A 13733-nucleotide genomic window follows, 5' to 3' on the forward strand; every position below is an offset into this window, starting at 1 on the left:
AAGAAGGATTGGGAAATGCGCGGCGCGCTGGCGGAGAAAATTCTCGGCGCGATGTTCGCGGCCGTCATTGCGGCTTCGGCCGCGCTGTGGCTCTGGGAGCTGACGTTCGTCGTCGCGATCGGGCTGCATACGCATAAATGGGCGGCGCTCAAACTATTCTTCAACCGCGCGGAATTTTTGATGCCGCTGTCTGTGGCGCTCGCAAGGTGGCATGAGCCCGTTGTGTGGAGCCTGATTTGGAAGGCAAGCTTCTTCTGGTTTTTGGGCGTGGTGCTGTTCGCGGCGGGGATTGCGCAAGCGGTGTCGCATATGCGGGGCATGCCGGCGCCAACGGACGGGGCTCGGCTCGCCGGTAGAGAAGATCTGAGAAAGGCCAGGCTGCTCGGTGCGCCCATGGGTTACAGCGTTTTCCTTGGGCGCTTCGAGGGCGAGGATGTGCGATACGCCGGCGACTCGCACATTTTTGTGAACGGCCCGTCGCGGTCCGGCAAGGGCTACAATTTCGTCTTCACGAATGCCCTTGAATGGCGTGGCTCGCTGATCGCGATGGATATTAAGAAGGAAATTTTGGAGAAGACGGGCGCGGCGCGCGTAGCGATGGGCCAGCGTCTTTTCGTTTTCAGTCCTGGCTCGGTTGAGTCGCACAGGTGGAATCCGCTCGATTGCGTGGGTGAATGGCCGTCGCGCGCAACCGATGTGATGAACATCGCAAAGAGCATGATCGAGACCCCGGTGAACGCGGATGCGTATTGGGTCGAGACCGCGCACGGATTGTTCGGTGGATTGCTCGCCTATGTGCTGGAAAGCCGTACGACAGAAGGAAAGCGGACGCTGCAATCTGTCCTAAAAATGTTTAGTACGGGCGCGTCTTTGGGGCGTCGCTTCGCGGAAATTATCGTGAACGAACCCGAGTTGCATCCTTTCATCGTCGACAAATTCCGCCAACATCTCGGCCGCGACGAAGAGCAAAGGCTGTCTTTTGAATCTCATATCGTCACGTCGCTTGAACCTTGGAACAATGAGCTGGTCGCGGCGGCGACGAGCTGCTCCGACTTTGACGTAGCAGAGTTTCGGCGGAAGCCGTTTACGGTTCTGCTGTGCAGCCCGCCCGGCAATTTGCGGTCGGTTATGTCGGTCATCCGGCTCTTTGTGGAAATGGTGCACGACGTTCTGCTGCGACATCTCCCCGGCGCGCATGAGCCTTATAAGGTGCTGCTGCTGCTCGACGAGTTCTACCAGTTCAAGAAACAAAGCGAGATTGTTGACCGCACGCCTCTCGTCGCCGGATACGGTTTTCAAATCGCGATGGTGTCGCAAAGCATCGCGTCGCTCGATGTCACCTACGGGAAGTCCACGCGCGAAATGCTGCTGGGGAACATGGACGTGAAGCTGTTCGTGGCGATCGGCGATGAGTTGACGGCCGATTATGTCTCTCGCGTGCTCGGGAAGCATTATGTGCTGCGTGAGGGATGGGGCGAGTCTAATTCGGCTTCGCCGGGTGGATGGGGAGGGATGCGGCAGAGCCGTTCGGTTCAACGCCGATGGGAGCCGGTTCCGCTGATTTCGCCGGACGCTTTGGGGCGTCTGGACAATGGCAAGATGGTCTTGCTGTTGCGCGGTCAGTGGGGTTCGGTACTCGAGAAGGCTAATTTCTATCGCGACGCGCAGTACCTACAGGCGGTGAAGGCGGCGCAGCCTTTCGAGCGGCTCGTATCGGCCCCGAATGTGCTTGGCGATAAGACGCTCAATGACGATGAGCCCGACGAAGAGGGCGCGGGTGGGCGGCCGGGCCGTGCGGCGATCGGCCACCGTCATTGGCCGGCGATTCAGGCGGTGCGCGATCTGGCCTCTCGCGCGTTTGTCGATCCGACGATGTTCAATGAGAAATTCGTGGCCGCGATGGAAGAAGCGTCAAATCAGCCCATGGCGGAGCTCGCCGCGACGTTGCGGCAGTCGCCGGAAAAGCTCGGGACGCTGAAAATCGGGCGAGGGATGTTCGCAAGGCGCAGCGTCGAAGAGGCGCTCCTTGATCTGCGAAAGGCGGCGATCTCGGCGAAGCGATCGCTCAATGATGATCGAGCGCAGTTGGTGTCGGCGGACGCGGCGCCGGTGGCGGACGCAGCGGGCGCGGCGCCGGTGACTGATGAGGCGTCTGCGATGACGGATAGCGGCGGCGAGACGCCAGTGGCCCAGGACGGCGGCCCGGATTCCGCGACCTTGGAAAGGGAGGCGGAAATGAGACTCGGGGCGGTGGTGTCGGGCGTCGAGCGGCTGAAAGCGAATGGTGAAGTCGTGTCGGCCGCGCTGAAAGCGCGATTTGGCGAAGAGGTCGAGGGGCTGTCGTTAAGTATGGCGATGTTCCTCGATACGCCGAACGATCTTTGGAAGCATATTCAGAAGCAACGAGGCGCGGCGGCTGAGATAGGGTCGCGGATCGGTGGCGACTTTGGTAGTGACTTCCGCGTTATATTTCGGCGAGGGACCGGCCTTGGGTAGTGGGTCAGTTTGAATTTCGCTAATGCGTCATAAGCGGCCGTAAATCGATGACCGGTTAGCGCCACAACCTGACGTTCGAGAGGGACCGACAAGCGGACATCGCGAGCGGTTCGCCCCTGCGCGCAGCCCGCACCGAAACCGCCAGTCCTGGTGATGGGAACAGGATGCCGCGCCGTCGCATAGCATCAGGCAAGAGCCGGCGCGAGAGCGGGCCGACGAGTTCGTCCTCGGGCTCGCTGACGCGGAGGATCGCCGACGATGTCCTTCACCGGCAGCACAGCACGCCCTCGCCGCGCATCTGATCCGCCGGATCGACAACAACAAGGCTGTTCTTTCGCTCGTGCTCGCCAGTGCGGCAGTCGAGGCCGATCCGATCAAGGCCAAAACGGACTTCGACCTCAAGACTGCCTGCCTGGAGGCGATCGCCGCGTTGCGCTTGCCGTGTGACGGTGAGCGCGTCGCGCTGGACGACCTGCCCACCTATCAGAGCGTCGTGAGCAAGGGCCTCATCGACCCTACCGCCACCCCGCCGGCCGACGGGCGTGGGCCCAAGGGCCGGCTCGCGGCAGCGATCCTCGCTGGACTGTTCTTCGCGGGATCGCAACCGGCCCTAAGGGTTTCCGCAGACCCTGCCAGGGCGGTGGTCTCTGATATTCAGGTCCGAACCCTTTCCCAACCCGCAACGCTTCGCCTCGCAGGCCCGGGAGGGACGCGACCGACGTCGTTGCCGCCGTAGGCCCGGGCGGGGCCGTCGCCACATCGCTGGTCGTGTGGCCTCAGCACGAACATTGGTCAGGGTCGCAAGCCCTGGCCACCTACTCGCGGTGAGCCCGAACGCTGGCCGGCTTGGCGCCGTGCCGCGGATGCGGGTGAGCTGGAAGGCGTGGTTCTGGGCGAGGGAAAGATCGAGCGACAATTCAGAGGCTCCATCCGGAGCGGGCCAATTCCCGCTCGATGGCTCCTCGAAGGACCGCCTCCGGGCGCGATCACCGCGAAGGCGTAGCCGCAGCGGCGGCAGCTTGCTAGCCGACCCCTTGCGGGTTGATCGCGAAAGTTCCGGACGCATCACCAAAGAGCGCCGCGGTCGAGACGCATCGCACAGCGTGGCCTTTTCTGCCGGAAGCTCTCGAATTCCTTCCAGTTTGCCTCAGCGCCTACGCCTTCCCGAGTCGACGACGCAGGTGCCGCTCCATGGAACTGCTCGATCCCGGCGGCTGCCCCCAGCCAACCTGAGTCCGACCGATCTCGCTCGAAAAAATGTCGTTGCCGCATGGAAGGATCGGTAAATCGCTCCGGATGGCTGACAGATAGCGGGGGCGCACCGGATTGGCAGAACCAGGCACAGCGAAAGTCGACGAGGGAAAAAACACGATTGCGCGATACAAATCGCGGTTGAAAAGTTAACGTGACGTGCCGTTGGGCACGTAGACGGAGACCTGAGAAGAAAAGCCTATGACCACCGCCCGCCACATCGTGACGCTGCTCAAGAGCCATATTGCCGGTGATGAGGATCGCTTCCTCTCGACCGCTATGCAACTCGCTGCGCATGAAGCGCGTCAGGGCCACGGCAAGCTTGCTCAGGAACTCAAGGACCTGATTGACTCGGCGAAAAGCAGGGACGCTGGCATCGCCAAGAGCGCGCGGCCGGTCCCCCTCGCTCAGCCAAAGGGTGAGCTCGCGGGGCTCCTGCATGCGCGCTATCCGGACCTGCGGCTGACCGATATGGCTCTACCTGACAGCTTGCGGCATCGCCTGCAGCGCGTGCTCGGCGAGCAGCGCCAGCAAGTCAGCCTACGCGAGCATGGGCTGATGCCTCGCCGCAAGCTTCTCCTCGTCGGTCCACCCGGCTCTGGCAAAACGATGACGGCTTCGGCCTTGGCCGGCGAGCTCCATCTGCCGCTCTTCACGATCGTCCTCGATGGGCTCATCACAAAATTTATGGGTGAGACCGCCGGCAAGCTGCGCCTCGTGTTCGATGCCATCCAGACGACGCGAGGCGTCTACTTCTTCGACGAGTTCGATGCCATCGGCGCACGTCGGGGAGAACGCCAGGATGTCGGCGAAATCCGTCGCGTGCTGAATTCGTTCCTGCAGTTTCTCGAGCAAGAGGACAGCCAGAGCCTAATCATCGCGGCAACGAACCACCCCGAGCTCCTCGACAGGGCCCTGTTTCGCCGCTTCGACGACGTCATGGAATACGTCGTCCCTGACCGGCCGCTCATCGAGGCGCTTCTGCGGACCCGACTCGATCGCTTCGACACCAGGGGGCTTGCCTGGAACGAGGCGATCACTCAGGCCGAGAAATTGTCCCAGGCGGAGATCACCCGCGCAGCGGACGACGCAGCAAAAACAATCATATTGCGGGGCGGGAAGCGGATCACGACGGAGGCGGTTCTAGACGCGCTGGCGGAACGCCGGCAGGCCTCGCTGTCTGATTAGCGATAGCACAGGTCATAATGGCAGACGACTTTCCGCGCGACCGTCCCCACATCCACCTCCTCAACAATGGCGTCCGAGAAGCGTATCGGCGGCCAAACCAACGCATCGAGCCATCGCCACTCCCTGCGCGTGACCGAGCAGGGCACGCGACCGCGCTTTTGCAATCGATTGAGCAGGCAGTGGAGGGTGCGCGCCAGCAGATTGCCGCGCGCAACGTACAGCTCTCGGTTGGCACCCCCGGCTTCTACCTTGAGATCGATCTGCCATCGTCGGAGCGAGCTGGCCTCGACCAGCTGGCCGATCGTCGGCAGCATATGGAGCTCGTGGCCGTCCATGAGCCGGTGCAACCCGGCGCACCGATCACGGCTTCAGTGTTCGTGCCGCAACGCGCGGAAGCCTACTATCAGCGAAAGGTGGAGGCGTATCGAGACATCGACACAGGCCGCGGCAGACCTCGGAACGAACCGCTCGTCTCGCGCATTGAGACCGTGCGTTTGGCGACGGCGAGATCATTGTTCACCGATGAAGCGGTCCTGTTTCCTCAAGCCGCCGACGAGCAGGTTTGGTGGGAGGTCTGGCTGCGCGAGGGCGGGCGCGAGAATTTCGAGCGCATTGCCCAGGCGCTGAATCTAACTGTGCGGACGCATGCCGTCAGGTTTCCGGAGCGCATCGTCATGCTGGCCCTCGCCAGCGTGGCGATGCTTGATCGGCTGGTCGCGCACAGCGACGTCGTTGCAGAACTGCGACGCGCCAAGGACACGCCGTCCTTCTTCATGGGGCTGGGCGGCGCCGAGCAACGAGACTGGAGCGACGAGCTTCTCGAGCGCGTGACGCCACCGCAGGCCGACGTCGCGATCTGCGTCCTAGACAGCGGGGTTAGGCGAGCCCATCCGCTGATCGAACCTGCGCTTGCCGCCGAGGACTGGCACACGATTCGACCCGCGTGGGGTAGCGACGACACGCCAGCCTGGAACGGCCACGGCACAAGGATGGCAGGCGTGGGCCTGTATGGCGATCTGGTCCCCGTCCTGGCGGCAGGCAGTCCGGTCCCATTGCCCTTTCGCCTCGAAAGCGTTCGCATTCTGCCGCCAGAGGAAGAGGCAAACGATCCGGAGCTCTACGGCGCCATCACCGGCGAAGCGATCGCGCGCGCCGAGATCCAGGCGCCGAAACGACGCCGGGCGATTGCCATGGCTGTGACAAGCGCAAATCCCGCGCGTGGAAGGCCGACCTCATGGTCTGCGGCCGTCGACCAGCTCTGTTTCGAGGAAGAACAGCGGCGCCTGATCATCCTTTCGGCCGGCAACATCGGTGACGACCTCATGCCGGCGGATCATCTGACGCGCAACGACCTTGAGGCTGTGGATGATCCCGCCCAGGCTTGGAACGCGCTGACGGTCGGGGCCTTCACGGAGAAGGTGGACATCGTCGACGTCGCTTATGCGGGCTACGCGCCGATCGCGCCGGCCGGCGAGCTTTCTCCACGCAGTCGGACGTCGGTCGTATGGGACAGGCAGTGGCCGGTGAAACCCGACGTCGTGTTCGAAGGCGGTAATCTCGGCCATGACGGAGCCTTACCAGGGGAGCCGATCGACGATCTGCAGATTCTGACGACGTTCTACCGTCCAGACCTTCGCCACTTTACCACCATCGGCGATACCAGCGCCGCGACCGCGCACGCGGCGCGAATGGCTGGACAGATCTTGGCGGCGCGTCCCGGACTGTGGCCTGAAACTGTCCGGGCCCTGATCGTCCATTCAGCCGAGTGGACACCAGCGATGCGCGCACGGATTGACGCATGCAATGGCGCGAAAGGTCAAATCCAGGCGCTGGTGCGGCGCTATGGCTACGGCGTACCAGATCTCGGGCGCGCGCTCCTGTCGACGGTGAATGACCTCACGCTCATCGTGGAAGACGAATTGCAGCCGTTTCACCGCGAGGCCGGGGCGACCGCGAAAATGCGCGACATGAAGTTACATCGCCTGCCATGGCCCAAGGAGCAGCTGGCTGCCCTCGGCGCGGCACATGTGGAGCTCCGCGCGACGCTGTCGTACTACATCGAACCCAACCCCGGCGAACGCGGATGGACCCGTCGGCATCGCTACGCCTCTCACGGCCTGAGATTCCGGGTTAAGTCGGCGACCGAAACCGTCGACGAATTTCGGGCTCGCATCAATCAGGCCGCACGCGACGAAGAGGAGGGAGCCCCGGTTGGAGGCGGAGAGGAATGGCTGCTCGGCACGTTTCGCGATCGTGGCTCCCTGCATAGCGATTTCTGGTCCGGCACCGCTGCCGATCTCGCCGAGCGAGACGCGATCGGCATCTTCCCGGTCGGCGGTTGGTGGAAGGAAAAACCTTACCTGGAACGATTCGACGCGATCACGCGATACGCATTGATCGTGACCATCAGAGCGCCCGGCGCCGCGGTCGACATATTCACACCGGTGGAAGCGGCCGTCGCTGTGCCGATCGCGATCGAGACCTGACGGCGATGGCGCGGCGGGACATCGGGGCAATAGGCGAGAATGATTTCCTCAGCTGGTGCGAGCCCGAGGGATTTCGCGCGCAGAAATCTCACGTTGACCGGTTAGGTTGGGATTTCTTGCTTGAAAGCGAGCCATTGCGGACGCGGGACCGGCCCCTCGACGCCCAGAACGATCTTCCGAAATTCCTCATTCAGGTGAAGTCGACCGAGACCTCAGGCAAGGCGCCGCGGATCAAACTGTCCGCCCTGAAGCATCTTGTTGACGCCGACCTCCCGGCGGCGGTGGTCACGTTGTTTTACGCGAAGGGCGCCCGGCTACCCACACGCGGCTTGCTCGTTCCTGTCGATGACGCGCTTGTCACGGACACTCTCCGGCGCGTGCGCCGGGAGGAAGCACGGGGAAACCATTCCATCCACAGAACCACCATTCCGGTCCCGCTGGATCGCGCCATCGAGATCAGCCCGACTGGGGAGGGATTGGCGAGAGCCCTTAACACGATGATCGGCGGCGCAGTGTCGACCTACATCGCGGCAAAAATATCTCATCGCCAGACCTGCGGCTTTGAGGACAAAGCGCTGGTTGGAACCTTTTTTGTCCCCGGCGAACGGGCTGCGAAAAAGCTCAGTCACCTCTTTCTCGGCGGACCGCGCGAGCTGCGAGTATTCGACCTCACGATCGAGCGCCGCCGGTTCGGGATCGCACTCGAAAACGACCGCGATCACTTTCGCAGGGCGGTCCTTGAGGTGGACGCGCCGCCCTTGCTGACGTCCACCATCGAGCTCGCGACGATCGAGGGCGAGTGGATTTCGCTGCAGATGGACGGCTTCTTTCCGCCTCCGCTACAGCGAGACGTTAGTGGTCCGCTGCGGTTCGCCAACCGGTATCTCGAATTCGTTCTTGACTTCGACGATGAGAATGCAGGGCTGAGTTTTGACTATAATGGTGACCGAATCGTCCCTTTCGAAGAAGCGGTCGACATGGTCGAAGTCGGCTCAATTCTTGCGCGCCAAGAGAAGACTTTGACCATCCGTTTCAAGGGAACAAGGCTCGACCTCGCCATGAGTCCGGAGGTGGGGCCATTCGGACATTGGCTGCACGCCGCACCTACGCTTCGCAGGATCGTGTCGGCTCTCTCACGCTCGAATCGTCATTACGCTTATCAAGTCGAGCTGAGGTCTTTTTACGAATGGATTGAAGCACACAACGAATATTTGGCGCTTCTGTCGACGCCAGGGGTGCACATGACCTTCCCGCGCTGGTCCGACGATGCCATCGTGGAGCACCAGGACGCAATATTGACGCCGTTCTCTCTCGTAGTCGGTGATGCCGAATACACTGCGCTCATCGAGATCCCGATCGCGTCCGTGAAGCGCGCCGAGGACGCGATCACCGTAGTCGGCGGCCAGCCCAACGTCGTAGCAGATGTCGTCCGAAGGGCAGGTGCGGACACGAATGATTTCATTGAGTCCGCGATTGAGCGGTCAAAGCGCCAGAGGAAGAAGTTCGAGCCCGCGCTTGTTGCCGGCGGCTTTGAGAATTGGCGTACGGTGATGCTACCTGTGTCTCAAGTGGCGTGATGACGATCGAGCGGGCAGGACGATGAAAGAGAGACCCTTCACCAGGCCAACAATCGTTGCGGCAAACGAGTTTCTAGCCGACGTGATCCGTACCCATACACAGATCAACAAGATCGTGTTGCGATTGTCCCTCGAAGACGAGATTCCAGCCGACACTGCTTTCGGAATCGAGAAGAAGTGTGACCACCTTGGGCGCTTGTTGCTAGAGAGATCGTCCGACCCAATCGAAACGCTTGATGGTACGCTTACCTTGGCAGAGGCCTTCGTTCGAGAAGCCGTCGGGCTCACGAACGAACACTCGTCGAGCGAACGACAACGAGACCTTCTGCGCGGACTGGCGCGCGACGGCTACGTGGTGAGCTGGGGCGAATGGCGACAGCCACCCAAGCTCCGTGCTGCTCTACCGGAAGAGATCGACCTTCCGGCTGCTGACGATGAAGTGCGCGGCCTGCTGAAGACATTCGGATTCTCGGTGCCACTCAGGCACCTTGATCTGGCCATTGAAGCGCACACGCGAGGTGATTGGGAAGCGGCGAATGCGCAACTTCGTGCATCACTCGAAGGCCTGTTCAACGACATCGCGAGGCACATAGATCCTGCGCGGGCGAGCACGCTGCAGAATGGCGTGAACCTGCGCCAGATGCTCGCGAGCGACGCGATCGAGTTCTTGGCGATCAATCGCAAGGAATGGTCTGTAGACGGGAAGAACTATATCGAGGGTTTGTTCAAGATGCTCCACACGGATGGTGCTCATCCCGGACTTTCCGACGAGGACCATTGCACGTTTCGCCTCCATATTGTCTTGGTGACCGCACGAACATTTTTGCGGCGTTTGCATCAGGGCAGACCATAATATCTCCCCGACCAATTTCGAGCGGGCAACACCTGGACTTTGCATAAGAGATGTCTGGCCACATCACGTCGCAAAATTTCTCAGGGCGGTTCGCCGCTCTCAACGGCGTCGCCGCAATGACGGCGACGCGCCCGGACATCATTCGATCGCTGCTGACGGTCGGTTATTCAAGCCGGCGTGCCGAAGTGAGCGTCGTAGGGCTATGGCGAGAGCGAATGCTGGTGGCCATGGCGATTGGCTATCCGGACGCATCGCTGAGAACCACATCGCACTTTCGAAATCTCGAACAGGCATTCTGGCCGCCATGGTGAAGCGCCCGGCAACGCCCGCGGCACGGCGGCAGCGCGTAGCCGAGGTTTTCGCAGTTCTTTCGGATCAAGCCCACTATCAAGGTCGGCGGGATCGTGTCGCATCGCCTGGCCTGGATGGCACGATCCTCATCGATCGCCACGCCCCCAACATTCACCAACCGCGGCAATCTTGACCGTGATTCTGGCCGCTGAGAGCGGGAGGCCCGTTGATCTCAGGTGGACTTCGCCGAGACAGGCCGCTTGTCCCGGCGCCTCAGCTGACGCCGAACAGCCCCGCTTGGTGGGCGGGGGGTTGGGGTTTTCGGGATCAGTCCCGGTTCGGCCGGGACCAGATCAGCTGCAGGTCGATCTCGCCTTCGACCTCGACCAGCGTGGCGTAGATCGGAGCAGGGAAGCTCGGATCGTCTAGCCTCTGCCCGAGGCATAATAGGCCTGAGCGTTGAGTGTGCAGGCCCGGTTGAGAACGGGGCGCCGCACCAAAACTGCAGGGGAGTTGCCGCAAAAGCGAACTGCCCAGGAGCGGACATTCGCAACGTCCGGAAGGGGCCAAAAGCAGCCTTCCGCACAGGACCGCTTTGCGCCAAAAGCGGTCCTCGCTTCCAAGGCCGAAAAGGTCTCGGACGGCGTGGCCTGGGTGGCGGTCGGCGCAGCCGCCTCCGCGCCGCTCTGGATGGATCGCCTTCGAGAGATTTCGGAGCTCGCTGCGCTGGCCGGACCGATACTCGCGGTCGTCGCCGTCGCGCTCAAGGGCATCCTGTATTGCGTGCAAATCTGGAAGGAAATCCGGTCGAAAGGATCCTCGCCCTCGGCCTGATTCTTATGCAATTTCCGCACAAAGGGACCCGCGCGGCGGCGACTGCGCAGGGTTTTTTACGGCGCTCAAGCTGCTATCCACTTGGTTATTGACCGATATAGTTAAAACTGAAGGCTCGAAATCAATTCCAACCAGCGATATTTTCCAGACGCACGTTTTTTGCGAAAGCATTCCGGAAATGCGCAAAGAAATTCCCCCAAATGACGCGCGGTCAGGCCCGGCGCCGTAAGTGGAGTTGAGTGCGGTGATTACAGGCTCCAATCGGCCTTTCTTGTCGCGCGTGTTTTCACGCCCTCACCCGGTCTCATTAGTTGTCCTTATTGCGCTGATTTGCTCGGACCTGGCTTTGGCCTGGGCGGCAGGTGGAGCCCCTAATGCACGCCAACACGCAGTCCAGACTCCGGAAAAAGCCTTTTGCTCCGCGCGGGGCATGGCGCAGGTCGAGGAGGAGATCTGTGAGCCGCCGGGCGAAAGCATTCTGCTCAGAATAACAAGCTGCCTCGCCGTTGGGATGGAAGCGGTTCTCATTCCAGACAGGCAAGGCGTCGTTTGCGCGGCCCCCAAGAAGGGCGGGGCATATCTGGATACGCCGCGCAAGGAGCGTGCGGAGCAGCCAAGATACCCCAACCCTCACAAAATCGACGTGCGTGTCGCCTGTGACGAGAAGAAGGGCGCGGCCGACGTCGATAAGCGGCTCCTGCCGCGTTCGGCGATCAAGGATTTGGTTCGCACAACCAAGGATAAAATTGATCCCCAGGGCATTCGGATAGTAGGAGGAATTTATTGCGACGGGCTGGATTTAAGCGGCGTGAGTCTGCCCTATTCACTTATCCTCGATCGGTCAATTTTCAACGGGGACGTGGTGGTAAGGAACTTTCGAACCGAGGGCGATCTATCTTTTGACAACGTCGTTTCTTACAAGAAATTCAACGTATCTAGAACCGAGATTTCCGGTACGCTCTGGGGCCAGGTCGCATTCTTTAAGCGGCTGGAGATCGAGAACAGCTCCATAGGTGGCTCTGTCCGGCTGAACGGCACGATAGTCGCGGGGACCCTGACCATCGATAGCGGGTCGATTCGTGGGGACGTCGACGTCTCGGCGTCGTTCTTTTCAAACCTAGAGATACTCAGGAACAACATCGCGCACGTTCTCGACCTAGGCCAGAGTCAGGCGCGATGCAGCTTCGACATACGCAAGAACGAAATCGGCGATGTAGTCGCGGTCCAGCTCGGCTTTGGAGAGGTCGAGCTTGTCGAAGGTGAAGTTGCTAGCGAGCCAAGCGAGAACATCTCTGAAACCGACATAGAAACCGAGGATCTTCATCCCAAGGTAAAACACGAGCATTTCCGTTTTAAGCGCGTCACCGACGACGCGAATTTTGGCCGTCCCCTGCGTGGGCTTCCGAAGGATCCCTATGATCGCTATGAGGAGCCCGATTTCGGGACCGGAGCGATCATCAGGGGTCTGAAACAATGCGTGTCTCAGCGCTCAATAAGGCAGGGGGCGCTTGTCCTAATCGACAACCACATCAAGTCTTCGCTTTGCATCCGGTCTTTCAGCTGGCCCACGGACTCCCAAGGTCGAACGCTTAAAGGTAATATCTACCTCAACGAAGCGGTCGTCGGCGGCGCGACCTGGCTGAACTTGACACGGACGCCCACGAACGCCGCGTCCGGCGCGGCAGAGCCAAGCTCCACCCAAACTCCGGGCCGGCCTGAGCTCAACATCTTCAATGTGAGTACCGGCACACTGGTTCTGAACTTTCGCCTTACCCAGCAGGATATCGCGCTGAAGGTGAACGGCCTACATTTCAACCGCATCTATGCCTCGCAGGAAGCCTGTGAATCTGCCCTTTCTCTGCGCGCCGGGAAACCGCTGCCTCAGCGGTCCGGAACAGCGCAGCAGCCCACTTTTCCGCCGACCCTTGAGTTGCCGACGGCCGAACAAGTCACGACTTGGATTAACAAAAACGAATTCGCGCGCACACAGCAGCCCTTTGCTGAGTTTGTCACTGTTTTCGAAAGGGCGGGAAATGTGGAGGTCGCGACTGATCTAAAAATAAGGGCTTCAAATTTTGCGTGGTGGACATCTACCTGTAGCCTCCTGCCCGCTTCGTTAAAGCGTCGTTTCGGTTGGTGCGCGCCTGAAGGCGGCGTAAGCATCAGCAATAACGACGCACAAGGGAGGACATCCGGTTCAGATTCGGTACCCTGGTATCAAACGGCTGCACGCTGGGTGGAGCAACTCATCCTTGCAATTTTCTATTTCTTTCTCGGGATATTAGCCGATTACGGGTACAGGCCCGAAAGAATCATCTGGTGGGTTATAGGCTTCGTCATCATCGCCTGGCTCTTTTTTAGATATGTCCTGAAGATCGTCGCATTCGGCGTCGAGGGCATCCCCGAAAGGATTAGGCCTGTTGGATTGGTCTTCCTTTTTGATCGGCTCCTTCCCGCGTACAGAATCAGAGAGGAAAACTACAAGATTGGTCGTTTTTTCATGCTCTACAACTCGGCGCACCACTCTGGAGAGAAGGAGATCAAGAGTCTGGGCCAGAGCTATAAGATCACAGAAGCCACCCACGACTCTGGAGAGAAGGAGATCAAGCGTCTGGGGCATAATTATAAGATCACAGAAGCCACTCCGAATCTGAGCGAATGGGCCGAGCTATCGCTTGACGTCTTGAAATTCGTTGGATTCGTATTTGCTATCTTTTTAGTCGCGGCGATTGGCCGACTGGTTCATTAAGAAGCAAA

Annotated in this window: 10 protein-coding genes and 1 pseudogene; 9 read left to right on the forward strand and 2 right to left on the reverse strand. The window is 60.5% G+C overall.

Annotation, left to right across the window (positions count from 1 at the left end; genetic code table 11):
• Positions 1-15 precede the first annotated feature (15 nt).
• The 3 genes from OGR47_RS20905 to OGR47_RS20915 all read left to right on the forward strand — a co-directional run bounded on the left by OGR47_RS20905 (position 16) and on the right by OGR47_RS20915 (position 4935).
• On the forward strand, positions 16-2496 hold the full coding sequence (locus OGR47_RS20905; RefSeq protein ID WP_165055552.1) for a type IV secretory system conjugative DNA transfer family protein: 2481 nt from the start codon (positions 16-18) through the stop codon (positions 2494-2496).
• 340 nt (positions 2497-2836) lie between these two features.
• Positions 2837-3232 (forward strand): hypothetical protein, encoded by a 396-nt coding sequence (locus OGR47_RS20910; RefSeq protein WP_165055553.1) that lies wholly within the window; start codon positions 2837-2839, stop codon positions 3230-3232.
• A gap of 716 nt (positions 3233-3948) precedes the next feature.
• Positions 3949-4935 carry an AAA family ATPase gene (locus tag OGR47_RS20915; RefSeq protein WP_165055555.1) on the forward strand — a complete coding sequence of 329 codons (987 nt, stop codon included), beginning with the start codon at positions 3949-3951 and terminating at the stop codon, positions 4933-4935.
• On the opposite strand, the gene OGR47_RS20920 is transcribed toward OGR47_RS20915, so the two are convergent.
• Positions 4932-5249: a hypothetical protein gene (locus tag OGR47_RS20920; protein WP_246729848.1), complete on the reverse strand. Its 318-nt coding sequence runs from the start codon at positions 5247-5249 to the stop codon at positions 4932-4934. The genes OGR47_RS20915 and OGR47_RS20920 overlap by 4 nt on opposite strands.
• On the opposite strand from OGR47_RS20920, the gene OGR47_RS20925 reads away from it, so the two are divergent.
• From OGR47_RS20925 to OGR47_RS20940, 4 genes are read left to right on the forward strand one after another with little or no spacing between them, the layout of a single operon-like run.
• Positions 5250-7421 (forward strand): S8 family peptidase, encoded by a 2172-nt coding sequence (locus tag OGR47_RS20925; protein WP_246729849.1) that lies wholly within the window; start codon positions 5250-5252, stop codon positions 7419-7421.
• A 5-nt stretch (positions 7422-7426) separates the two neighbouring features.
• Positions 7427-8998, forward strand: a complete 1572-nt coding sequence (locus OGR47_RS20930) for a hypothetical protein (RefSeq protein WP_165055557.1) — start codon at positions 7427-7429, stop codon at positions 8996-8998.
• Positions 8999-9020: 22 nt separating this feature from the next.
• Complete coding sequence (locus OGR47_RS20935; RefSeq protein ID WP_165055559.1) at positions 9021-9851, forward strand: hypothetical protein; 831 nt, start codon at positions 9021-9023, stop codon at positions 9849-9851.
• Positions 9852-9901: 50 nt separating this feature from the next.
• A complete protein-coding gene (locus OGR47_RS20940; protein WP_206527499.1) occupies positions 9902-10162 on the forward strand; it encodes a hypothetical protein in 261 nt (86 codons plus the stop codon).
• Positions 10163-10469: 307 nt separating this feature from the next.
• Here the strand turns inward: OGR47_RS20940 and OGR47_RS20945 are convergent.
• A pseudogene (locus OGR47_RS20945) lies at positions 10470-10577 on the reverse strand (DUF736 family protein); the annotation flags it as partial.
• A 219-nt stretch (positions 10578-10796) separates the two neighbouring features.
• Here OGR47_RS20945 and OGR47_RS20950 point away from each other — a divergent pair.
• Positions 10797-10976 carry a hypothetical protein gene (locus OGR47_RS20950; protein ID WP_165055563.1) on the forward strand — a complete coding sequence of 60 codons (180 nt, stop codon included), beginning with the start codon at positions 10797-10799 and terminating at the stop codon, positions 10974-10976.
• A gap of 430 nt (positions 10977-11406) precedes the next feature.
• Positions 11407-13725: a hypothetical protein gene (locus OGR47_RS20955; RefSeq protein ID WP_165055564.1), complete on the forward strand. Its 2319-nt coding sequence runs from the start codon at positions 11407-11409 to the stop codon at positions 13723-13725.
• Positions 13726-13733 lie beyond the last annotated feature (8 nt).

The organism is Methylocystis sp. MJC1 (assembly GCF_026427715.1).
In the GTDB taxonomy this organism is placed as follows: domain Bacteria; phylum Pseudomonadota; class Alphaproteobacteria; order Rhizobiales; family Beijerinckiaceae; genus Methylocystis.

Coding starts and splice junctions, on each gene's coding strand:
- OGR47_RS20905 (WP_165055552.1), top strand. CDS start 16: ATGCGCGGCGCGCTGGCGGAGAAAATTCTCGGCGCGATGTTCGCGGCC.
- OGR47_RS20915 (WP_165055555.1), top strand. CDS start 3,949: ATGACCACCGCCCGCCACATCGTGACGCTGCTCAAGAGCCATATTGCC.
- OGR47_RS20925 (WP_246729849.1), top strand. CDS start 5,250: ATGGAGCTCGTGGCCGTCCATGAGCCGGTGCAACCCGGCGCACCGATC.
- OGR47_RS20930 (WP_165055557.1), top strand. CDS start 7,427: ATGGCGCGGCGGGACATCGGGGCAATAGGCGAGAATGATTTCCTCAGC.
- OGR47_RS20920 (WP_246729848.1), bottom strand. CDS start 5,249: ATGCTGCCGACGATCGGCCAGCTGGTCGAGGCCAGCTCGCTCCGACGA.
- OGR47_RS20935 (WP_165055559.1), top strand. CDS start 9,021: ATGAAAGAGAGACCCTTCACCAGGCCAACAATCGTTGCGGCAAACGAG.
- OGR47_RS20940 (WP_206527499.1), top strand. CDS start 9,902: ATGTCTGGCCACATCACGTCGCAAAATTTCTCAGGGCGGTTCGCCGCT.
- OGR47_RS20955 (WP_165055564.1), top strand. CDS start 11,407: ATGGCGCAGGTCGAGGAGGAGATCTGTGAGCCGCCGGGCGAAAGCATT.